The sequence below is a fragment of the Geobacillus lituanicus genome (genome assembly GCF_050994965.1).
Taxonomy (GTDB): domain Bacteria; phylum Bacillota; class Bacilli; order Bacillales; family Anoxybacillaceae; genus Geobacillus; species Geobacillus stearothermophilus.
The window spans coordinates 365,722-387,773 of record NZ_CP194773.1; the positions used below are offsets into that span (position 1 = coordinate 365,722).

Annotated in this window: 21 protein-coding genes and 2 pseudogenes; 1 reads left to right on the forward strand and 22 read right to left on the reverse strand. The window is 52.4% G+C overall.

What is annotated here, in order from left to right:
• Window positions 1-5: 5 nt before the first annotated feature.
• The 13 genes and pseudogenes from yycF to ACR1UW_RS01800 all read right to left on the reverse strand — a co-directional run bounded on the left by yycF (window position 6) and on the right by ACR1UW_RS01800 (window position 11,937).
• Window positions 6-719: a response regulator YycF gene (gene yycF, locus ACR1UW_RS01740; protein WP_033008867.1), complete on the reverse strand. Its 714-nt coding sequence runs from the start codon at window positions 717-719 to the stop codon at window positions 6-8.
• A 305-nt stretch (window positions 720-1,024) separates the two neighbouring features.
• Window positions 1,025-2,311: an adenylosuccinate synthase gene (locus ACR1UW_RS01745; protein WP_498934395.1), complete on the reverse strand. Its 1,287-nt coding sequence runs from the start codon at window positions 2,309-2,311 to the stop codon at window positions 1,025-1,027.
• A gap of 152 nt (window positions 2,312-2,463) precedes the next feature.
• Window positions 2,464-3,828, reverse strand: a complete 1,365-nt coding sequence (dnaB, locus tag ACR1UW_RS01750) for a replicative DNA helicase (RefSeq protein WP_033008866.1) — start codon at window positions 3,826-3,828, stop codon at window positions 2,464-2,466.
• Window positions 3,829-3,939: 111 nt separating this feature from the next.
• Window positions 3,940-4,389: a 50S ribosomal protein L9 gene (rplI, locus tag ACR1UW_RS01755; RefSeq protein ID WP_033008865.1), complete on the reverse strand. Its 450-nt coding sequence runs from the start codon at window positions 4,387-4,389 to the stop codon at window positions 3,940-3,942.
• Complete coding sequence (locus ACR1UW_RS01760; RefSeq protein ID WP_498934397.1) at window positions 4,386-6,362, reverse strand: DHH family phosphoesterase; 1,977 nt, start codon at window positions 6,360-6,362, stop codon at window positions 4,386-4,388. Before ACR1UW_RS01760 ends, rplI begins: the two co-directional genes overlap by 4 nt.
• A 47-nt stretch (window positions 6,363-6,409) precedes the next feature.
• Window positions 6,410-7,336 carry a YybS family protein gene (locus tag ACR1UW_RS01765; protein WP_498934399.1) on the reverse strand — a complete coding sequence of 309 codons (927 nt, stop codon included), beginning with the start codon at window positions 7,334-7,336 and terminating at the stop codon, window positions 6,410-6,412.
• Between the two features lie 195 nt (window positions 7,337-7,531).
• Window positions 7,532-7,768 (reverse strand): 30S ribosomal protein S18, encoded by a 237-nt coding sequence (rpsR, locus tag ACR1UW_RS01770; RefSeq protein ID WP_008880812.1) that lies wholly within the window; start codon window positions 7,766-7,768, stop codon window positions 7,532-7,534.
• A 41-nt stretch (window positions 7,769-7,809) separates the two neighbouring features.
• Window positions 7,810-8,304, reverse strand: a complete 495-nt coding sequence (gene ssb / locus ACR1UW_RS01775; protein ID WP_033008862.1) for a single-stranded DNA-binding protein — start codon at window positions 8,302-8,304, stop codon at window positions 7,810-7,812.
• A 29-nt stretch (window positions 8,305-8,333) separates the two neighbouring features.
• The gene (rpsF, locus tag ACR1UW_RS01780; RefSeq protein ID WP_033008861.1) at window positions 8,334-8,621 is read right to left on the reverse strand and encodes a 30S ribosomal protein S6; all 288 of its coding nucleotides are present in this window, start codon (window positions 8,619-8,621) and stop codon (window positions 8,334-8,336) included.
• A 259-nt stretch (window positions 8,622-8,880) separates the two neighbouring features.
• Window positions 8,881-9,981, reverse strand: a complete 1,101-nt coding sequence (ychF, locus tag ACR1UW_RS01785) for a redox-regulated ATPase YchF (RefSeq protein ID WP_033008860.1) — start codon at window positions 9,979-9,981, stop codon at window positions 8,881-8,883.
• A gap of 67 nt (window positions 9,982-10,048) precedes the next feature.
• A pseudogene (locus tag ACR1UW_RS01790) lies at window positions 10,049-10,663 on the reverse strand (molybdopterin-dependent oxidoreductase); the annotation flags it as partial.
• Between the two features lie 157 nt (window positions 10,664-10,820).
• The gene (locus ACR1UW_RS01795) at window positions 10,821-11,018 is read right to left on the reverse strand and encodes a DUF951 domain-containing protein (RefSeq protein WP_033008859.1); all 198 of its coding nucleotides are present in this window, start codon (window positions 11,016-11,018) and stop codon (window positions 10,821-10,823) included.
• Between the two features lie 19 nt (window positions 11,019-11,037).
• Window positions 11,038-11,937, reverse strand: a complete 900-nt coding sequence (locus tag ACR1UW_RS01800) for a mechanosensitive ion channel family protein (protein ID WP_498934402.1) — start codon at window positions 11,935-11,937, stop codon at window positions 11,038-11,040.
• 197 nt (window positions 11,938-12,134) lie between these two features.
• On the opposite strand from ACR1UW_RS01800, the gene yyaC reads away from it, so the two are divergent.
• On the forward strand, window positions 12,135-12,755 hold the full coding sequence (gene yyaC / locus ACR1UW_RS01805) for a spore protease YyaC (protein ID WP_044743676.1): 621 nt from the start codon (window positions 12,135-12,137) through the stop codon (window positions 12,753-12,755).
• Window positions 12,756-12,889: 134 nt separating this feature from the next.
• Here yyaC and ACR1UW_RS01810 read toward each other — a convergent pair.
• The 9 genes and pseudogenes from ACR1UW_RS01810 to spoIIIJ all read right to left on the reverse strand — a co-directional run bounded on the left by ACR1UW_RS01810 (window position 12,890) and on the right by spoIIIJ (window position 22,023).
• Window positions 12,890-13,559: pseudogene (locus ACR1UW_RS01810) on the reverse strand (DUF554 domain-containing protein).
• Window positions 13,560-13,617: 58 nt separating this feature from the next.
• Entirely contained in the window at window positions 13,618-14,478 is an 861-nt protein-coding gene (locus tag ACR1UW_RS01815) for a ParB/RepB/Spo0J family partition protein (RefSeq protein ID WP_033010850.1), read from the reverse strand.
• Window positions 14,471-15,232, reverse strand: a complete 762-nt coding sequence (locus ACR1UW_RS01820; RefSeq protein WP_033010849.1) for a ParA family protein — start codon at window positions 15,230-15,232, stop codon at window positions 14,471-14,473. The genes ACR1UW_RS01815 and ACR1UW_RS01820 overlap by 8 nt, the downstream gene beginning before the upstream one ends.
• Before the next feature lie 127 nt (window positions 15,233-15,359).
• On the reverse strand, window positions 15,360-16,205 hold the full coding sequence (gene noc / locus ACR1UW_RS01825) for a nucleoid occlusion protein (protein ID WP_033010848.1): 846 nt from the start codon (window positions 16,203-16,205) through the stop codon (window positions 15,360-15,362).
• A 141-nt stretch (window positions 16,206-16,346) separates the two neighbouring features.
• Complete coding sequence (gene rsmG, locus ACR1UW_RS01830; protein WP_033010847.1) at window positions 16,347-17,063, reverse strand: 16S rRNA (guanine(527)-N(7))-methyltransferase RsmG; 717 nt, start codon at window positions 17,061-17,063, stop codon at window positions 16,347-16,349.
• 23 nt (window positions 17,064-17,086) lie between these two features.
• Window positions 17,087-18,976 carry a tRNA uridine-5-carboxymethylaminomethyl(34) synthesis enzyme MnmG gene (gene mnmG / locus ACR1UW_RS01835; protein ID WP_033010846.1) on the reverse strand — a complete coding sequence of 630 codons (1,890 nt, stop codon included), beginning with the start codon at window positions 18,974-18,976 and terminating at the stop codon, window positions 17,087-17,089.
• 17 nt (window positions 18,977-18,993) lie between these two features.
• A complete protein-coding gene (mnmE, locus tag ACR1UW_RS01840) occupies window positions 18,994-20,382 on the reverse strand; it encodes a tRNA uridine-5-carboxymethylaminomethyl(34) synthesis GTPase MnmE (RefSeq protein WP_033014247.1) in 1,389 nt (462 codons plus the stop codon).
• Between the two features lie 223 nt (window positions 20,383-20,605).
• Window positions 20,606-21,262: an RNA-binding cell elongation regulator Jag/EloR gene (gene jag, locus ACR1UW_RS01845; RefSeq protein ID WP_094239398.1), complete on the reverse strand. Its 657-nt coding sequence runs from the start codon at window positions 21,260-21,262 to the stop codon at window positions 20,606-20,608.
• A complete protein-coding gene (gene spoIIIJ / locus ACR1UW_RS01850) occupies window positions 21,259-22,023 on the reverse strand; it encodes a YidC family membrane integrase SpoIIIJ (protein WP_237421015.1) in 765 nt (254 codons plus the stop codon). Before spoIIIJ ends, jag begins: the two co-directional genes overlap by 4 nt.
• Between the last annotated feature and the right edge of the window lie 29 nt (window positions 22,024-22,052).

Consider the following 22,052-nt stretch of genomic DNA (forward strand, 5'->3'; position numbering starts at 1 on the left):
CCGACTCATGACTCCTGTTCCGGGTTGCGCAAATAATAGCCGACGCCCCGTCTTGTGACGATCCACGACGGATGGGAAGGGTTGTCTTCGATTTTTTCACGCAGCCTTCTTACCGTCACATCGACCGTGCGCACATCGCCGTAATAGTCGTAGCCCCAAACCGTTTGCAGCAAGTGTTCGCGCGTCATCACTTGGCCGATATGTTTCGCCAAATAGTGGAGCAGTTCAAATTCGCGATGGGTCAACTCGATCGTCTCCCCCCGTTTTTGCACGACGTACGCATCTGGACGGATGACAAGCGGCCCGATGACGATTTCATTCGTTTCATTCTCCACTTCCTCTTGGTTGGCTGTTTGCGCATGGCGGCGCAAGTTCGCTTTGACTCGCGCCAGCAGCTCGCGCGTGCTGAACGGCTTTGTCACATAATCGTCCGCCCCCAGCTCCAAACCAAGCACTTTATCAATCTCGGAATCTTTCGCCGTCAGCATGATGATCGGCATGTCGTATTTTTTCCGCACCTCGCGGCATACTTCCATGCCGTCTTTCAGCGGCAGCATAATATCCAATAAAATCAAATCCGGCATCGTTTCTTCCACTTTTTGCAGCGCTTCCTCGCCGTCATAGGCGCAGATGACTTCGTACCCTTCTTTTTGTAAGTTAAATTGCAAAATATCGGCAATCGGTTTTTCGTCGTCAACAACTAAAATGCGTTTTTCCATCTCGCTCACGTCCTTCCTTTTGCGATGGAATGCTATCATTATTAATTTACCACGTTATAAAAACGAAATCATCCTTTGCCCGCTGCCATTTTGAGGAGCAAACCATAGGCTTGCCTTCGACAGTCAAAAATGGATGAGCCACTTTTCCGCCAAGGATATGTTAAACGATTTCGTTGCATCTATACAGTGAAAAGAGCATAGACGCACGCGCATGACCTCGACCACGGACGGGACCGCTTTTCCTCCGCGAATGAAAAAAGCATAGACGCATGTGCATCTATGCTTTGGTGTTCACCGCTAGCCGCTTATGCATAAACGCTGCGGACGACGTTCGTTTGCGAGCGGTCCGGACCAACAGAGAAAATCGAAAGCGGGATGCCGGTGAGTTGGGAAATGCGTTCGACATAGTGGCGGGCATTGGTCGGCAGCTCGTCCAAGCTTCTCACCCCGGTGATATCTTCCGTCCAGCCCGGCAGCTCTTCGTAAATCGGCTCGCATTCCGCCAAAACTTTTAAGCTGGCTGGAAACTCCTCGATCACTTCACCGCGATATCGGTAGGCGACGCAAATTTTCAACGTTTCAATGCCGGTCAACACGTCAATCGAATTGAGCGACAAGTCGGTGATGCCGCTCACCCGGCGGGCATGGCGAACGACGACGCTGTCAAACCAGCCGACGCGGCGCGGACGTCCGGTTGTCGTCCCATATTCGCGGCCCACTTCACGAATGCGGTCACCGATTTCATCATGCAGCTCGGTCGGGAACGGCCCATCGCCGACGCGCGTCGTATAGGCTTTTGCCACTCCGACGACGTGCTTGATTTTCGTCGGGCCAACGCCAGCACCGATCGTCACCCCGCCGGCCACCGGGTTGGAAGACGTAACAAACGGGTACGTCCCTTGGTCGATATCGAGCATGACGCCTTGCGCTCCTTCAAACAGGACGCGGCGTCCTTCATCAAGCGCGTTGTTCAATACGACCGATGTATCACAGACGTATTTTGCGATTTGCTGGCCATACTCGTAATACTCTTCAAAAATGTCCTCGAAGCGGAACCCTTCGGCACCGTACACTTTTTCGAACAACATGTTTTTCTCTTCCAAGTTGCGGGCCAGCTTTTCCGCAAACACATCGCGGTCGAGCAAATCGATGATGCGGATGCCGATGCGCGCTGCTTTATCCATGTACGCCGGCCCGATTCCTTTTTTCGTCGTGCCGATTTTATTGGCGCCTTTCCGCTCTTCCTCAAGCCCATCCAATTTCAAATGATACGGCAAAATGACATGGGCGCGGTTGCTGATGCGCAAATTATCGGTCGAAACGCCGCGCTCATGCAAATAGGAAAGCTCGGCGACAAGCGCTTTCGGATCAACGACCATGCCGTTGCCGATGACGCAAATTTTGTCTTTATAAAAAATGCCCGACGGGATTAAGTGAAGCTTATACCGCTCTCCGTTAAACACGATCGTGTGTCCGGCGTTGTTCCCTCCCTGGTACCGGGCAATGACTTCCGCGTTTTCCGATAAAAAGTCTGTAATTTTCCCTTTTCCTTCATCGCCCCATTGCGTGCCGACAACAACGACTGACGACATGGCGAGCACCTCCAGTTTCCTCGGTCTAAACATTGTCAGTGTATCAGTTTTTCGGTGCAAAGTCAATGAAACACGAACATTTTAAACAGTTATAAACTTTTTGTTCGTCTATTAAACCCGAAAGGAGGCGCCTGCCGCCAACGTGAGCCGGTTTACGCCCCCGGCGGAATTTGCGCCTCATCGAAGCGGCGCTCTAGGTTGACAAACTTATTATACTCTTTAATAAAAGCGAGCTGCACCGTTCCGACTGGACCATTGCGCTGTTTGGCAATAATGATTTCAATGATGTTTTTGTTCTCAGAATCTTTGTTGTAATAGTCATCGCGGTACAAAAAGGCGACAATGTCGGCGTCTTGCTCAATGCTTCCGGATTCACGAATATCGGACATCATCGGCCGTTTGTCTTGGCGCTGCTCGACGCTGCGCGACAGCTGCGACAAGGCGATGACCGGCACTTCAAGCTCGCGGGCGAGCGCCTTCAGCGAGCGGGAAATTTCCGATACTTCCTGTTGGCGATTTTCTTTGCTGCGTCCGCTCCCTTGAATGAGCTGCAAATAATCGATGACAATCATGCCGAGCCCGCTTTCCTGCTTAAGCCGGCGGCATTTGGCGCGAATGTCGCTGACGCGGATGCTCGGCGTGTCGTCGATATAAATGCCGGCGTTCGATAAACTCCCCATCGCCATCGTCAGCTTGCCCCAGTCTTCCGGCGTCAATTTGCCGGTGCGCAAGTTTTGCGCGTTAATGTTGCCTTCGGCACAAAGCATCCGCATCACCAGCTGCTGGGCGCTCATTTCCAAACTGAAAATGGCGACATTTTCATTCGTTTTCGTCGCTACATTTTGGGCAATATTTAAGGCGAACGCTGTTTTCCCAACCGACGGCCGGGCGGCCACGATAATCAAATCGCTCCGCTGAAAACCGGACGTCATCCGGTCAAGCTCGGTGAACCCGGTCGGGATGCCGGTGATTTCCCCATTCCGGTTATGGAGCATCTCAATATTGTCATACGTTTGCACGAGAATGTCCTTAATATTTTTAAAGGCGCCCGAATGCTTCCGTTGGGAAACCTCCATAATTTTGCGCTCAGCTTCATCAAGCAAAACGTCGATCTCGTCTTCCCTTGTATATCCGTCTTGCGCGATCGATGTCGCTGTGCGGATGAGGCGGCGCAGCACCGATTTTTCCTCGACGATGCGGGCGTAATATTCGACGTTGGCCGCTGTCGGCACGGCGTCGGCGAGCTCGCTTAAGTAGGAGACGCCGCCGATTTCCTCAAGCTGCTCGGAAGCGGCGAGTTCCGCCGTCACCGTCACCAAATCGACCGGCTCCCCCCTGTCGGCGACGCGAAGCATGGCGTGAAAAATTTTTTGATGGGCTGCACGGTAAAAATCCTCTGGGATTAAAATTTCCGAAGCAGGCACTAACGCAGCGGGATCCAAAAATACGGCGCCAAGCACCGCTTGCTCAGCTTCAATGCTTTGTGGAGGAATTCGTTCTGAAAACAGCTCGCTCATCGTTTCACCACCTTTTCCCCCGTTGTATCTTTCTCTGTTGCAGCTAATAAGCAAAGGAGCCCCGCCGCAGCGGGCGGGGGCATCTTCGCTTCCTGAAATGAGACGTCGCCGTTATTTTTGTTCTGTCACATGCACTTTCAGCGTCGCCGTTACCTCTGGGTGGAGTTTCACCGGCACGTTCGTGTATCCAAGCGCGCGAATGGCATCGGCAAGCTCAATTTTGCGCTTGTCGAGCTTCAAGCCGTGTTGGGCTTGCAGCGACTCGGCGATTTGTTTGCTCGTAATCGAGCCGAACAAACGGCCGCCTTCTCCTGCCTTTGCTGGAATGGTTACTGTCAGCTTCTCAAGCTGTTCTTTCAATTTTTTCGCATTCGCCAGCTCCTCGGCCGCCTGGCGCTGCTCTTTTTGTTTTTGCGCCTCGAGCGCTTTTAAATTGGCTGGCGTCGCTTCAATGGCCAGCCCTTGTTTAAATAAGAAGTTGTTGGCATAGCCGTCGGCGACGTTTTTGATTTCCCCTTTTTTCCCTTTTCCTTTGACATCCTTTAAAAAGATGACCTTCATGATGGCTTACCCCCCTCAAAATAGTCATGAATGGCTTCGCGCAGTTGCCGCTCCGCCTCTCCGACCGTCACCCCGGACAGTTGGGCGGCAGCATTTGTCAAATGTCCGCCTCCGCCCAACTTCTCCATAATGACTTGCACGTTGATGTCGCCAAGCGAGCGGGCGCTGATGCCGATCGTCCCATCTGCCCGCTTGGAAATGACGAAAGAGGCGGCGACGCCGCTCAGCGTCAGAAGCGTATCGGCGGTTTGCGCGATCAACACTTGATCGTGCACCTCGTTCTCGCCCCCCTTGGCGATGGCGATGCCGTGTTCATCAATCACCGTCCGCTCGATCAATTTCGCCCGTCTGACGTAATTCGTTACGCTTTCCCGCAGCAATTTTTGCACAAGCACCGTATCCGCTCCTTGGGCGCGCAAATACGACGCCGCATCGAACGTGCGGGAACCGGTGCGGAGCGTAAAACTCTTTGTGTCAACGACGATGCCGGCAAGAAGCGCCGTCGCCTCCAGCATCGACAGCTTCACCCGCTTCGGCTGGTACTCAAGCAGCTCGGTGACCAATTCCGATGTCGATGAAGCGTACGGTTCCATGTAGACGAGAATCGGCGCTTCAATAAACTCTTCGCCGCGACGATGATGATCGATGACGACGATATGATCCATGCGGTACAGCAGTCGTTCTTCAATGACAAGCGACGGACGGTGCGTATCCACGACGATGAGCAGCGTATCTTCTGTCACGAGCTCAAGCGCCTGCTCCGGTTTGATGCATCTCGACCATAAATCAGCATGTTTTCTCATTTCTTCGAGCAGCCGTTGCGCACCTGCATCCGTTTTTGCCTGGTCAACAACAATAAACCCTTCCTTTTGGTTTGATTGAACGACCTTTAAAATGCCAATCGCCGCCCCGAGCGCGTCCATATCCGGATATTTATGCCCCATAATGAGCACCCTATCGCTTTCAGCGATGAGCTCGCGAAGCGCATGGGAAATGACGCGGGCGCGGACGCGTGTCCGCTTTTCCATCGGGTTCGTTTTTCCGCCATAAAACTTCACTTTTCCGTTTCCGTGTTTGATCGCTACTTGATCGCCGCCGCGCCCGAGCGCCAGATCCAAGCTCGATTGCGCAAGCGTCCCAAGTTCTGGCAGTGGGGATACGCCGGCGCCAATGCCGATGCTCAACGTGAGCTGGGCTTGGTGTTTGGCCGTCTGCTCGCGCACCTCATCCAAAATAGAAAATTTGCTTTTTTCCAACAGGGTCAATATGTGCTCATTCAATACGGCAATGAATCGATCCGACGACGTTCGCTTTAAAAAGATGCCGTAATCGTTCGCCCATCGGTTCAACACAGAGGTTACAAGGCTGTTCAATTGGCTTTTCGCTTGATCGTCCATCCCTTGCGTAATTTCATCATAATTGTCAAGAAAAATGATCGCCAGCGCCAACCGCTCTGCCTCATATTGCCGTTTCAGCTCCATATGCTCTGTAACATCGAAAAAGTAAAGAAGCCGTTCGTGGCGGCGGACGATGACTTTCAGCTGTTTTCCGTTCAGTTCCATAATCTCCTCGTCCGCCTTTCCTTTTTTGACGAAAGCGGCCAACGGTTCGGACAGCTCGGCAAGCGAGCGGCCAACCAACGTCTGTTCCTTAAAGCAGGAGGCTAAAAACCGGTTCGACCATTCGATTTTCCCTTCCTCATCGATGAGCATGATGCCGATCGGCATCTGCATAAGCGCTTCCTCGCCGACTTTCTTCACCCGATACGACAGGTTGGAAATATATTGCCCCAGCTCTTGATACAAAGAGCGCTGTGACCAAATGACATAATAAAGCGTAAACCCAACGGTGAGAAAGCCGATCAGCCCAAGCAGCCAGTGGAAATAAAACAGGCCGGCCGCCATGAGCACCGCTAAGGCGGCTAACGCATAGGACGGATAGCGGTATGCTTTCCTCTCGTAAAAATGGGACATTCAAGTCAGCTCCTACACTGAAGAAATGGCTCACCTTATCCAATTATTTAAATGCGGCGGCGCAAATCAAATCCTAAATCAATTATACCGAATATCGCCACAAGATAAAGTAGAAAAGGCAGGAATAAACAAACAACCGTCCCAGCGATCACCACGCCTTTCGCAATGCCTTTTTTGTAGGCGGCGTAATGCAAAAACGAAAATCCTTGTACTGCCATGGCAAGCTGCAGCACATAAGAGAGGTTCAATACAGCAATATAAGGGAAAGTTCCCTCGGCAAACGGAAACATGGAAAGAACAAGCACCATGATGTATATCCATAGCACGCTTTTTGGCAAGGAGAGCTCACGAAACGGCGGCCACGTGCCGACCGGGAGCTTCAGCCGCTTCATAATGGGCAGCGAGACCATGATGGTCACGTAGGCGAGCGCCAACGCAGCGATGACAAACAGCGTCGGAACCATGTAGCCGATCAGTTCGATTCCTTGTTCAAGCTGCTTTTGCATCTCAGCTGGCGGCTTTTGGCCCATCGCTTCCATCATGCGCATCGCCGTATCAAACGACTCGCGCACTAAACCAAGCGTATCCCGGATCATGTCAACTTGGAAAAATTGAATCGAAATGATGTAATTAAGCACGATGTTGGCTAAAAACACGAGGGCGCCGACAAGCCAGATGAGATAGCGGTTTTTCTGTTTCGCCAACATCGCGCCGACCGTTATGCCAACAGTGCCAAACATAAGCGCCATCGGCAGCGACAAAAACGAACCGATAAGGCTGGAGACAACGAGAGCCGCAACGAGCAGCAACCAGGCAGGGGCAAGCCCGTGACGCATCGTAAACACCATAAATGGAAGCGCTAAAAACAGGGCAGCGACAAAGCCGATCACCGGCACGTACAACGCCATCAAAAACAAAACGGCAAACAGCGCGAGTTCGATGGCTGCTTCAGTGAGGGCGTGCGTTTTCCGCAATGAACATTCTCCTTTCCATCTATATAAGTTGCAATAAAGATTTTCCGATTGTTCGATTCTGTTTTCCTTCATAACAAGTCATTTTGATAGAATGCAGCGGGCGCTCTACTGGATGTAAAACAAAGTTTCAACTTATATAGTTTACTCAGCATAAATAGAAAAAGCAGTAAGGTCCCCCTTACTGCTTTTTTCAGCTCACTCATCGGCAACGTACGGCAACAGCGCCATTTGGCGCGCCCGTTTGATTGCGACCGTCAGTTTGCGCTGATATTTCGCGCTCGTTCCCGTCACACGGCGCGGTAAAATTTTGCCGCGTTCAGAGATGAATTTTTTCAGCAAATCAACGTCTTTGTAGTCGATGTGCGTGATGTTGTTTGCCGTGAAATAACATACTTTGCGGCGTTTGCCACGACCGCCTTTCCGTCCTGCCATGCTTCGTTCCTCCTTTCCGCTTCTATCGTTTCCATGATCGTTCAAAACGGTAAATCATCGTCGGAAATATCAATCGGCTGGCCGTCATTGGCAAAAGGATCTTCATCGAGGCGGCCAACCCCTTTCTCGCTTGAATGACGGTGGTTCTGATCTTGTCCGAATGGGAACGGATCCCCATAGTATCCGCCTGCTGCTGCCCCACGCTGCTCATTGCTTCCTTTTGGCTCAAGAAATTGGACGTTGTCAGCCACCACTTCCGTCACATACACGCGTCGGCCTTCCTGGTTTTCATAGCTGCGGGTTTGCAGCCGGCCGTCAACCCCGGCCAAGCTCCCTTTTTTCAAGAAGTTGGCGACGTTTTCCGCTTGGCGGCGCCAAACGACGCATTGAATAAAATCCGCCTCCCGCTCGCCCTGCTGATTCGTAAACGGGCGGTTGACTGCGAGCGTGAACGTGGCAACAGCCACTCCGCTTGGAGTGTAGCGCAACTCCGGATCTTTCGTTAACCTGCCGACCAAAATGACGCGGTTAATCATCAGAACCACCTCGTACCATATACAAAAAATTATTCTTCTTCTTTCACAACGATATGGCGGATAATGTCTTCGCTGATGCGCGCTAAACGGTCAAATTCTTGCACCGCTTTCGGCTCTGCCGTGACGTTGACAATCATGTAGTAGCCGTCGCGATATTTTTCAATTTCATAGGCTAAACGGCGTTTGCCCCAATCCGTCACATTCGTAATCTCCGCACCGTTTTCTTTCAACACGTTGTTAAACCGCTCGACGAGAGCTTGTCTTGCTTCATCGTCCATGTTCGGGCGGATGATGTACATGATTTCGTATTTTCTCACGCTCGTCACCTCCTTTTGGTCTAAACGGCCCTTCCCGTCGAAGGGCAAGGAGCAATAATCATTACTCACATTCGTTGATTATACCATGACTGGCGGCAATAAGCAAGGCTATTCCGCTTCATTCCGATGACGGAAACATTCGCCAGAATTAGCACTGGAAGTTCACCACGCCGCCAACCATTTTCCTTTCTCCGCGGCATTGCACATGGAACTCACGCAGTCTGCCGCCCCTTGGCCGCGGACTCTGTCGACAATGGCATTACACATTGAACCGGAAGTGCATGATGTCGCCGTCTTGCACTTCGTAATCTTTCCCTTCCAGCCGCACTTTGCCGGCTTCGCGCGCCGCCGCCATCGAGCCGGCAGCGACTAAATCGTCGTATGAAACGGTTTCAGCGCGAATGAACCCGCGCTCAAAGTCAGAGTGAATAATACCGGCGCATTGCGGCGCCTTCATCCCTTTGCGAAACGTCCATGCCCGCACTTCTTGTTCACCGGCGGTAAAAAACGTCGCCAGCCCAAGCAAGCTGTAGGCGGCGCGAATGAGCTGATCGAGGCCGGATTGTTCAATGCCGAGCTCTTGCAAAAACTGCTGTTTTTCCTCATCGCTGAACTCGGCGATTTCTTCTTCAATTTTTGCACAGACGACAATCACTTCCGCATTGTCGCTTTTGGCAAACTCACGCACTTCCGCAACGAACGGATTGCTCTCCGGATCAGCGACATCGTCCTCGCCGACATTGGCGACATAAAGCATCGGTTTGGTCGTCAGCAAGTGCAGCTGCTTGACGACTTTCATCTCTTCATCGGCAAACTCGATCGTGCGCGCCGGCTTGCCGGCTTCGAGCGTCTCTTTCAGCCGCAGCAAAATTTCGTATTCAAACGCCGCCTCTTTGTCTTTTTGCTTGGCGATTTTGCCCACCCGCTCCATTCGTTTGTCGACCGTCTCCAGGTCAGCAAAAATAAGCTCTAAGTTGATCGTTTCAATATCGGCGAGCGGATCGACTTTGCCGGCGACGTGGGTGATGTTTTCATCGCTGAAGCAACGGACGACTTGGCAAATCGCATCAACTTGACGAATGTGCGACAAAAACTTGTTGCCAAGCCCTTCCCCTTTGCTTGCTCCTTTCACGATCCCGGCGATGTCGGTAAACTCAAAAACCGTCGGCACGGTCCGCTTCGGCCGGAACATGTCGGTCAGGACGGTCAACCGCTCGTCCGGCACTTCCACGACGCCGACGTTCGGTTCAATCGTGCAAAACGGATAATTGGCCGATTCGGCGCCTGCTTTTGTAATGGCGTTAAACAACGTCGATTTGCCGACGTTTGGCAACCCGACGATTCCTGCTGTCAATCCCATTCGTTCCACTCCTCTTTCCCGTTCGCATCTTCCCTCATTATATGGGCTGGCACAAAAAATGACAAGCTTCAATGCGCACAGTTTGCAGCGCCGGAACGAGAGGGTAATGCTGAGAATGGTTGGAACGGAGCGGATGGATCGTCAACAACCGGTACGGATACTTGGCGGCCAATGCCGGATGAGCTTCTTCCGACTCAGCCGGGTACATGATTTGCAGCCGGCCGTCCATTCCTTTTTGCCGGGCAATGTTCGAAGTGAATTCATATTTGCCGCTTGGCGTTTGGAAACGGCGGTCATGCCATGGCACCGGCTCGACGGGCAGAAGAACGCGATGCTCGGCTTTGATCCGCTCGAGCGTAATCCCGTGTGTTTCCAACGGGCGCAGCGCCATGGCGAGAAACTGCTCGCGCGTATAGGCGAACGCATCGCCAAAGCCAAGCCGTTTGGCCAGCTCCGTCCAAATCCAAAGATCAGGCTTCGCCTCGCCCGTCGGGTCGACGAGCTTCGGCCCGTAATTCAAATACGCATGGTACATTGACGAACAATAAACGTCTTCTTCCTCAAACGAAGCCGCAACCGGAAGGACATAATCAGCAGCGGCGGCGGTATCAGTCATAAACTGTTCAAAGACAACAACAGTGTTGACCGAGGCAAACGCCTCTTTCATTAAATTCGTATTCGGGCTGACGCAAAAGCCCCTTTTTGATGAGATGCAACCGAAGTATGGGAAAGAGACCCCCTCCTGAAACCCTTGGCTTTACCGGATGTTTCGTGGCGGTCTATGTTTCCATGCTGCTCCAGATAGGAGCGTTACCGCTCTTTTGGATCAGCCCCTTTTGTCATTCTTCATGCCTGACTAACACTTTTTTCATTTTGCGAATAAACTCTTTGCGCGGCAACAGAACGCTGTGGGCGCACCCCTCGCATTTGATGCGGATATCCGCGCCTAAGCGGATCACTTTCCAACGGTTCGTGCCGCACGGGTGCGGCTTTTTCATCTCAACGATATCATACAAGCCAAATTCCTTCTCTTCCATCTGCTCACCTCCATGATTGTCATGATTTCTGCCCTTGCCATTTGGCATCAAGCGGCTCCTCTCCGCTTCGCCGATGCAACACGAACCTTGGGTATGCCATTTCGATTCCGCGTTCGTCTAAAAGCATCTTTACTTCTTTGCGGATGGCTCTTGCCACACCGACATGGCACATCGGCTTCGTTTCGCATGTAATACGAAGCACCATTTCCGAGTTCACTAAGTTTTGCACGCCAAGCAACTGCGGCGGTGCGACCATATCCTCGTATTTGTCCGGCAACTGCGGCAGCAGTTCACGAATCGCTTTTTCTGCCTCTTCAATATCTTCTTCATAGGAGATGCTGATGTCCACTACCGCCAAACTGTTGTGAAGTGAATAGTTCGTCACTTGCGTAATGCTGCCGTTAGGCAAAATATGCACTTCTCCCGTCCAGCTTTTAATTTTCGTCACCCGAAGCCCGATCTCTTCCACATACCCTTCAAAATTGCCGATGCGGACGTAATCGCCGACCGCAAACTGGTCTTCAAAAATGATGAAAAACCCGGTGATGATGTCTTTTACTAAGCTTTGCGCCCCGAAGCCGACGGCCAGGCCAACAACCCCGGCCCCAGCCAACAACGCTTTGACCGGAACACCAAACGTATCTAAAATCATCAACAGCGCAATAAAATATAGTACGTACGTAATCACATTGTCTAACAGCCGCGTTAACGTCATCTCTCGCCGTTCCGAAATGCGGATCGGTGCTTTCTCCCGCACTTTGAACATATTATGAACGGCTATTTTCAACACTTTCACTGTTGCGGCGCATATGAGTAGGATAAGAACAATCTTAAGCGCCCCTGTTCCAATTCGAAGCCATAACTCCTCATTCGTCAACAGCTCGAGCAGCCGGTTAACCGTTTTTTCCATCGCATTCAATGTTGACGACACCTCAACCTTTTTCTATTCTGCGCTTTTATTTTAACAAGATGGACCGCCGATTTGTAGTCAAATGCAGGCAACGGGCGAAAAAGAAAAGACAAGAAAAGACAAGAAAACAAACATCGAGATGTATATGATTTTTTTATTTTCCGTATACTGTTAATAATTTTGAACCGAAAGTAGGAGTGAATCGCATGAGCATACCGTCGATATTTTTCTCTTCCCGGGAAGAAAGGAATCGCGTTTTTTATGATGAACAGGGGGCGGCATCGTCCATCGCCTGGCGAATCACTTCGCTGCTTCCCGATCCGCTCGTTCAACCGATTGCCGTCGTCTGCATCGGCACGGACCGTTCGACCGGCGATTCGCTTGGACCGCTCGTCGGCACGATGCTGAAGGAGAAGCCATTGGCCCGTTTTCACGTATACGGAACGCTTGAAGAGCCGATTCATGCGGTCAACTTGGAAGAAAAAGTGGGGGCCATTCAGCTGATTCATCGCGATCCGTTTATCATCGCTGTCGACGCTTGCCTCGGACGGTTGAAAAGCGTCGGGGCCATCACCGTGTCGAAAGGGCCGGTTCGCCCCGGAGCCGGAGTGAACAAGCAACTTCCCCCTGTCGGCGACGCCCATATTACTGGAGTCGTCAATGTGAGCGGGTTTATGGAATTTTTCGTCTTGCAAAATACGCGTCTTCATCTCGTCATGAATATGGCGAAAACGATCGCCAACGGCATTTATGAAGCGGAGCGGCACATCATCCGCAAAGAGCGAGCCGCCCAACCGCTTCTGAAAGACCGGCATTCCTTATGGTAAACAGCAAAATCCCCTCTCATCCGGCTGTTGTTCTTAAAGAGGGGATTTCTTTTGCGCGCCTTGAACGCCCGGTTTAGGCGCTCCCTCTGCACGGACGTCGTTTGTCCGCTCTCGGCCGAAGAGGCGGCCGTCTATTAGACGAATGAAAGAACACACACGGCAGCCGCCACGACAAGAATGCTCGGCAGCAAATTCGCCACGCGAATGTTCTTAAAATTCCGCCGGTGGCCGTTGATTCCGCGATGAATGAATCCAGCACTTCCCTTGGCACGAACCGTTCAATTTGCGTGGCCAGCAGCGCGATGCCGCCTTCGTACAGGACAACGGGCAGGGCGGAGAACATGACGCCGATGCCGAGCGTCGTCGTCAAAATGACGCTCGCAAAGCCGTCTAAAATCGCCTTCGTATACAAAAGACGCTATGATCGCCGCGCAGTCCGCTGTCAAGCGCCCCAACAATCGCCATCGCCCCGATGACAAACAACAGCGTCGCGCTCACAAATCCTTTGGCAATGCCGCTTTCTTCGCTGCCGCCGACTTTCTTTTCCAGCCATCGTCCGAGCCGGTTCAGCTTTTCCCCCCAATTCCACCATTCGCCGAGAATGCCGCCGAAAACAAGGCTGAAGATGACAATGAGAAACTGTTCGCTTTTCATTCCCATTTGGAGGCCAAGGAGCGCCACCGCCAGCCCGATTCCTCCCATCACCGTCTCTTATACCCGTTCGGGAATGCGGTGAAACCATTTTCCAATCAATGCCCCGGCTACAATGCTGAGCCCGTTCACAATCGTTCCTAGCAATACCATGATGTTCAACCCTCTCTAGCTCCAGCAAAAATAAACCGGCCTTTATTGCCAGGCCGCTCTACTCGTCGAACTGCACATCAAGCAGTTCCAATATTCTTTGCAAGTCTTCCGGAGAAAAAAACTCGATTTCAATTTTCCCCTTTTTCTTCGTCTGTTTGATCGTGACGTTTGTGCCGAATTTTTCGCGCAACAGCGATTCGCTCTCACGGAGAAACACGCTTTTTTCCGGCGGTTTCCGTTTCGATGTTTCACGTGAAACATTTTCGTTGATTTGCCGGATCAGTTTCTCGAGCTGGCGGACGTTCAGCCCGTCGCGGACAATCCGCTCGATCACGAACTTCATTTTGCTTTTTTGCTTCAGCCCGAGCAGCGCACGTCCATGGCCCATTGACAGCGTTCCATCGGCAAGCAGTTTTTGCACGTCGGGAGGAAGCGACAAGAGGCGCACATGATTGGCGACGTGTGGGCGGCTCTTTCCGACGCGGCTGGCGACTTCCTCCTGGGTCAGATGCAGTTTGTCCATCAACATTTTATAAGCCATCGCTTCTTCAATCGGGTTCAAATCTTCGCGCTGCAAGTTTTCCAAAAGGGCAAACTCCATCATTTGTTCATCGGTCAGTTCGCGCACGACGACCGGCACAAACTGCAGGTTCGCCTCTTTTGCCGCCCGGTAGCGCCGCTCGCCGACGACAATTTCAAACCCTTTGACCGACCGGCGGACGATGAGCGGCTGCAAAATGCCGTGCTGCAAAATGGACTGTTTTAACTCTTCGATCGTTTCGGGCTGAAATGTTTTCCGCGGCTGGTATGGATTCGGATGAAGGACATGAATGCTGACCTCCTGCACCACTCCCTCTTTTCCGTCGAGTTCGAGGTTGTGAAACAGCGCATTAATGCCTTTGCCAAGACCTTTAGCCACGCTCAAGCACCTCCTTCGCCAACTCTAAATACACTTCCGCCCCCCGCGATTTGACATCGTACAAAATCACCGGCTTGCCGTGGCTTGGCGCTTCGCTCAGCCGCACGTTTCTCGGGATGATCGTTTCGTACACCATTTCGCGAAAATACTTTTTGACCTCCTGAATGACTTGCAACCCTAAATTCGTCCGCGCATCGAGCATGGTCAACAAGACGCCTTCGAGGCGCAAATTATAGTTTAAGTGGCGCTGCACAAGCCGAATCGTGTTCAGCAGCTGGCTGAGCCCTTCAAGCGCATAATATTCGCACTGGACGGGAATCATGACGGAATCGGCCGCCGTCAGCGCATTCAGCGTCAGCAGCCCTAGCGAAGGGGGGCAATCGATAATGATAAAGTCGTACATGGCTTTCAGCGGCTCAAGCGCATTTTTGAGCCGGATTTCTCGGGAAATGACCGAAACAAGCTCAATTTCTGCACCGGCAAGTTGGATCGTCGCCGGGATGACATATAAGTTTTCAATGTTCGTCGGCCGAATGACCTCTTTCGCCTTCATATCGCCAATAATGACATTATAAATGCATTCGTCGACATCGCCTTTTTCAATGCCGATGCCGCTTGTCGCGTTTCCTTGCGGATCGGCGTCAACGAGCAGCACTTTTTTTCCGAGATGCGCCAAACAGGCCGACAGGTTGACAGCTGTTGTCGTTTTTCCGACTCCGCCTTTCTGATTTGCAATAGCAATGACTTTGCCCACGGTGCCACCTACCTCTATTCCTTACTCGTAAATTCTATTTTACCATGAAAAAAGGAAAATGACTTTGTTTTCTGAAAGAAAAAAACCTCATCAGCTGCGCTTGATGAGGCAAAAGGCGACTTGATGATTATTTTTTCGCGATGCGAATCGTAATTTGATAGTAATCGTCAAATTCCTCTTCTTCGGAATGGACGGATACGCCGCTGTTTTCCACCATGGAGAGCGATTGGCGGATCGTGTTGACGGCGATGCGCATATCGCGGCTGAACGCCTTCCGTTTCGGCTTCGGCTTTCGCTCGCCAGCCTCGAGCATCTTGACGACCCTGTCTTCCGTCTGCTTGACGTTGAGCTGTTTGTCGATGATTTCTTGCAACAGTTTCAGCTGTTTCTCTTTATCTTTCAACACAATTAACGCGCGTGCGTGGCGCTCAGTGATCGTCCGCTGCAACAGCGCCTCTTGCACTTCCTGAGGGAGTTTTAGGAGACGCAGCTTGTTGGCGATCGTTGATTGCCCCTTGCCAAGGCGCTGGGCGAGCGCCTCCTGCGTCAAATCGTGCAGCTCGATCAGCCTGGCGTACGCCATCGCCTCTTCGATCGGCGTCAATTCCTCGCGTTGTAGGTTTTCGATGAGGGCGACGGAGGCGGTTTCTTTGTCGTTTAAGTTTTTCACAATAGCGGGGATTTCCGTCCAGCCAAGCTTTTGCACCGCCCGCCATCTCCGCTCGCCGGCAATGATTTCAAATTGGCCGTTTCCGCATTCACGCACAACGATCGGTTGAATAATGCCATGCGTGCGGATCGTCAACGCCAATTCATCGATTTTCTCCTCATCGAACACAGCGCGCGGTTGGAAACGGTTTGGAATAATGCTGGAAACGGGAATATGGCGCACTTCTTCCCGGTCTTTGTCTTCTCCCATTTCTTCTTGCTCTTTTTCTCCAAAGCTGAACAAGCGCGAAAACGGATGCTTCATCCCCCTACACCACCTTTGGACATACTTGGCCGATATTCTCTGTTTTGCCCGGCATACGCCGCTGCTTTAGGCCGTCTTTTGTTTCCCTTGGCATAGGACGCAAAGCGGAGGGACGGACCCCCGCGCCGTCTGCAAGGGGTTTTATTGAATCGGTTGTTTGCTCGGCATTCCCGGCTTGCGCGGATATCGAGCCGGCGTCTTTTTCGTTTTGCGGACGAAAATGATCGTCCGTTCGCCCTCTTCGAACGGCAGCATGAACGTTTCCACCGCCGCCACCTCCCCGCCAAGCACAGAAATTGCCTTCTCCCCCTCTTTCAGCTCTTCCGGCGCTGAGGCAGCTTTCATCGCAATGAATGTACCGCCTGTCTTCACAAGCGGAAGACAAAGTTCGGCAAGCACCGGCATGCGCGCCACCGCTCTAGCCGTGACGACATCGAACGATTCGCGCATCCCCTTTTGGCGGGCGAACGTCTCGGCGCGGTCATGGTACAGCGCTACATCCGCAAGTTCCAGCTCTGCTGCGAGATGCTCCAAAAAGCGGATGCGCTTTTGCAGCGAATCGACGATCGAGATGCGCAGCTGCGGAAAGCAAATTTTGAGCGGAATGCTCGGAAACCCCGCCCCGGCGCCGACATCGCAAAGCGATATAGGCGCGGAAAAATTGTAATAGAAAGCCGGAGAAACCGAATCAAAAAAATGCTTTACATAGACGCCGGGCTTGTCCGTAATGGCAGTCAAATTCATTTTCTCATTCCATTCCACAAGCAGTTCATAATAGCGCTCAAACTGCGCAAGCGCCCGGGAAGAGAGGGAAATCCCTCTCTCTTCGAGCATGGATTGAAATTGTGTCGCCTCCATATGCCAATCCTTTCCCTCATGATTTATTCATTCGACACGCGCGCGATTCTTCCTTGTTCCAAATACACTAATAATATCGAAATATCGGCGGGATTGACGCCGGAAATGCGCGATGCTTGGGCAATTGAGAGCGGCCGCACTTGCTTCAGTTTTTGCCGCGCCTCGGTCGCCAGCCCTTGGATGGCGTCGTAATCGATATCTTCCGGGATTTTTTTGTTTTCCATTTTTTTGAGCCGCTCGACTTCCTGCAGCGATTTTTGGATGTAGCCTTCGTACTTGATTTGAATTTCGACTTGCTCGGCCACTTCCGGAGCGATGTCCTCGTCCGCCGGCGCCAGTTTTCGAATATGTTCATACGTCATTTCCGGACGCCGGAGCAAATCAGCGGCGCGGATGCCGTCTTTCAGCTCGCTTCCGCCCGCTTCGCGGATGACTTCCTGCACTTTTGGCGTCGGTTTGATGATCACCGTTTGCAGCCGCTTTTTCTCCCGCTCGATCGCCTCTTTTTTCGCCAAAAATTTTTGATACCGCTCTTCGGAAATGAGGCCGATCCGATAGCCGAGCTCGGTCAGGCGCAAATCGGCGTTGTCGTGGCGGAGCAACAACCGATATTCAGCGCGCGAGGTGAGCAAGCGGTACGGCTCGTTCGTCCCTTTCGTCACCAAGTCGTCGATTAAGACGCCAATATAGGCGTCCGAACGGCTTAAAATGATCTCCTCGCGACCGAGCGCACGGTGGGCGGCGTTAATGCCGGCCATAATGCCTTGGCCCGCCGCTTCTTCATAGCCGGACGTACCGTTGATTTGCCCTGCGGTGTACAAGTTTTTCACAAGCTTCGTCTCGAGCGTCGGCCAGAGCTGGGTCGGCACGATCGCATCATACTCGATCGCATATCCCGCCCGCATGAGCTGCGCTTTCTCAAGCCCCGGAATCGTTTCAAGAAGCTTGCGCTGAATATGTTCCGGCAGGCTCGTTGACAGTCCTTGCACGTACACTTCTTCCGTTTCCCGCCCCTCCGGCTCGAGGAAAATTTGATGGCGCGGCTTGTCATGGAACCGAACGACTTTATCTTCGATCGATGGGCAATAGCGCGGTCCGGTTCCTTTAATCATGCCGGAGTACATCGGCGACAAATGCAAATTTTCATCGATGATTCGGTGCGTTTCCTCCGTCGTGTACGTCAGCCAGCACGGCAGCTGATCCGTGATGTATGTTGTCGTCTCGTACGAAAACGCCCGCGGCTCTTCGTCGCCCGGCTGAATTTCCGTTTTGCTGTAATCGATCGTCCGGCTGTTGACGCGCGGCGGCGTGCCCGTTTTAAAGCGGACGAGCTTAAACCCAAGCTCCTCTAAATGCTCGGACAGCTTGATCGACGGCTGCTGATTGTTCGGTCCGCTCGAATATTTAATGTCGCCAATGATAATCTCCCCGCGCAAAAACGTCCCGGTTGTGATGACGACCGCCTTGGCGTAATAATGAGCCCCCGTTTGCGTAACGACGCCTTTGCAGACGCCGTCTTCCACGATGAGCCGCTCGACTTTGCCCTGCAGCAGCGTCAAGTTTTCCTGCCTTTCAAGCGTCTTCTTCATTTCCCGCTGGTACAGCACTTTATCAGCCTGGGCCCTCAGCGCGCGCACGGCCGGGCCTTTCCCGGTGTTGAGCATCCGGATTTGAATGTATGTTTTATCGATGTTTCTTCCCATTTCCCCGCCGAGAGCGTCGATTTCACGCACGACGATCCCTTTTGCTGGGCCGCCGATCGACGGGTTGCACGGCATGAACGCAATCATATCAAGGTTAAGGGTGATGACGAGCGTTTTCGCCCCGATGCGCGCAGCCGCCAATGCCGCTTCACAGCCGGCATGGCCGGCGCCGACGACGATGACGTCATACGATCCTCCTTGGTAATCCATGCTTGTTTCCTCCTTGCTTATTTTCCTAAACAAAATTGAGCAAACAGCTGATCAATCAAACTTTCGTGCACTGTATCACCCACGATTTCGCCAAGCAGCTCCCACGCCCGGCGCAAATCGATTTGCACAAGATCGACCGGCATGCCGGCGTCAATGCCGGCCAAGGCATCGTCAATCGCCTGTTTCGCCTGCTCGAGCAAGGCGATATGGCGGGAGTTGGAGACGTATGTTAAATCGCCGGCTTCCAGTTCGCCGCCGAAAAATAAGTCAGCAATCGCCTGTTCCAATTCATCAATTCCTTGTTCGCGCAACAACGACGTCGCCACGACCGGACGGCCGGCCGCCAGCTCGTTCACGCGCTCCATGTCAATCTTCTTGGGCAAATCGGTCTTATTCACAATGACGATGACATCCATCCCTTCCGTCATCGCAAACAGCCGTTCATCTTCTTCTGTCAGCGGTTCGTGGTAGTTTAAAACGAGCAAAATTAAATCGGCCCGCTTCAACATTTGCCGGGAGCGCTCGACGCCGATTCGTTCGACAACATCTTCCGTTTCCCGGATGCCGGCCGTATCAATCAAGCGGAGCGGCACGCCGCGGACGTTGACATACTCCTCAATGACATCGCGCGTCGTCCCCGGGATATCGGTGACGATCGCCCGATTTTCATGGGCGAGCGCATTTAACAGCGAAGACTTGCCGACGTTCGGCCGTCCGATAATGACCGTGGCCAACCCTTCGCGCAAAATTTTCCCCTGATTGGCGGTCGACAAAAGCTTTTCAATTTGCCGGCGCACATATTGCGCCTTCTCCTTTAGCAGCCGCGGCGTCATCTCCTCGACATCATCGTATTCGGGATAATCGATGTTCACTTCAACATGCGCCAGCGTCTCCAAAATCGTCTGCCGCAGCTCGCGGATGAGCTTGGAAAGGCGCCCCTCCATTTGCTGCAAGGCGACATTCATGGCCCGGTCCGTTTTCGCCCGAATCAAGTCAATGACCGCCTCCGCTTGGGACAAGTCAATGCGCCCGTTTAAAAACGCCCGCTTCGTAAACTCGCCCGGCTCGGCAAGCCGCGCTCCGTTGGCGAGCACTAACTGCAAAACGCGGTTGACGGAAACAAATCCGCCATGGCAGTTAATTTCCACCACGTCCTCGCGTGTAAATGTTTTCGGTGCCCGCATGACCGACACCATCACTTCTTCGACGACCCGGCCGCTTTTCGGGTCGACAATATGCCCGTAATGGATCGTATGCGACGGGACGTCTTTCAGCCGCTTCCCGCTCGGGCTCCGAAACAGCCGGTCAGTGATCTCCACCGCCTCATCTCCGCTCAGCCGGACGATGGCGATCGCCCCCTCGCCCATCGGCGTTGAAATGGCGGCAATCGTATCCAATTGTGTCACCGCTTTTCACCTCGCTTTTCTCCGTTTCTTCTATATCCACAGCCTTTCTCAGCCGCATGTTCCCTGTGCATAGTTGTTTAGTTCAATTTTAACTTATCCACATATGAATAACAATATGGCACGCTCAGCCCCGCTGTGGAAAAATATATTGCTGGCCCATTTTCGCGCAGCCGCAAGTACACAAGCGAAAGAGGGCAAAAAAAGAGGCCTCCTCCACAATTCGTTAGAGGGGCGTCCTTTTCGTTGGCGATTTTTTGCTTGTTATCGGGGAAACAACAATAAGGCGGTGCGGGTCAACTCCAACCGAATAGGTAGAGACATGCTTATGGCCGGCCAACGCAGCATGGATGATTTTGCGTTCATGGGCAGGCAACGGCTCCAGCCTCACTTCTTTGCCTGTCCTGACCGCCTGAGCCGCCAGTTTGTGCGCCAGTTCCACAAGCGCCTTTTCCCTTCGTTCGCGATAATGCTCCACGTCAACCGCAATCGACACATATTCCTCCGCATGGCGATTGGCGACAAGCTGCGCCAAAAACTGGAGAGCATTTAAAGTTTGGCCGTGTTTGCCGATCAACAAACCGACCGGCCCCCCATGGATGTGGAGCGTCACTTGCTTGCCGCGGCGGACAGCTTCGACGTCTGCCTCTTCCGCTCCCATATGCGCAATGACTTGCTGCAAGAAGCGCACCGTCTCCTCAACCGGATCCATTTTCAACACCGCTTTGACAACCGCCGGCCGGCCGCCAAACAAGCCAAACCAACCTCTTTTCCCTTCATCGAGCACAACAATAACCGCACGCTCTCGAGGCACGCCAAGCTGCGCGAGCGCCAACTGCACCGCCTCTTCGACTGTCCGGGCAGTCGCGGTCACTTCTTTCACTTTTTCGCTCCTCCTGAATGGGCGGCAATCTCCGGCCCTTTAATGAGATACGTTTGCACAATGGAGAAAATATTTCCGACGACCCAGTACAGCGACAAAGCTGCCGGGAAGTTGATGGCGAAAATGACGATCATAATCGGCATCATCCAAAGCAACATCGCCATTTGCGGGTTTTGCTGAGCGGAGCCGGCCATCATGATCTTTTGCTGGATAAACGTCGTCACCCCGGCAATGACCGGCAAAATAAAGTACGGATCCTTTTCGCCAAGGTCAAACCATAAAAAATTATGTTGGGCAATTTCCCTTGTCCGCATAATCGCGTGGTAAAAACCGATTAAAATCGGCATTTGGATTAAAATCGGCAAACAGCCGGCCATCGGATTGACCCCGTGCTTTTGGAACAAGAGCATCATTTCCTGCTGGAGCTTTTGCTGTGTCTGAGCGTCTTTCGAACTGTACTTTTTACGCAACGCCTCTATTTCCGGCTGAAGCGCTTGCATCGCTTTGGCATTGCGCGTCTGTTGGATCATCAGCGGCAAAATCAACAAACGGATTAAAATAGTGACGACAATAATCGACAACCCAAAACTTCCGCCGAGCAGCCCGGCCACATATTTGATCAGCCAGGAGAGCGGATAAACGATATACTCATTCCAAAATCCTTTGCTTTCCGGAGTGATCGGCTGATTGATTTCCGTGCATCCGGCCAGCATGGCAGCCAATGCACCGATCAAAGCAATGAATAGTATTCGCCTTTTCACCTTCTTTTTCCTCCCACATGTACAAGTTC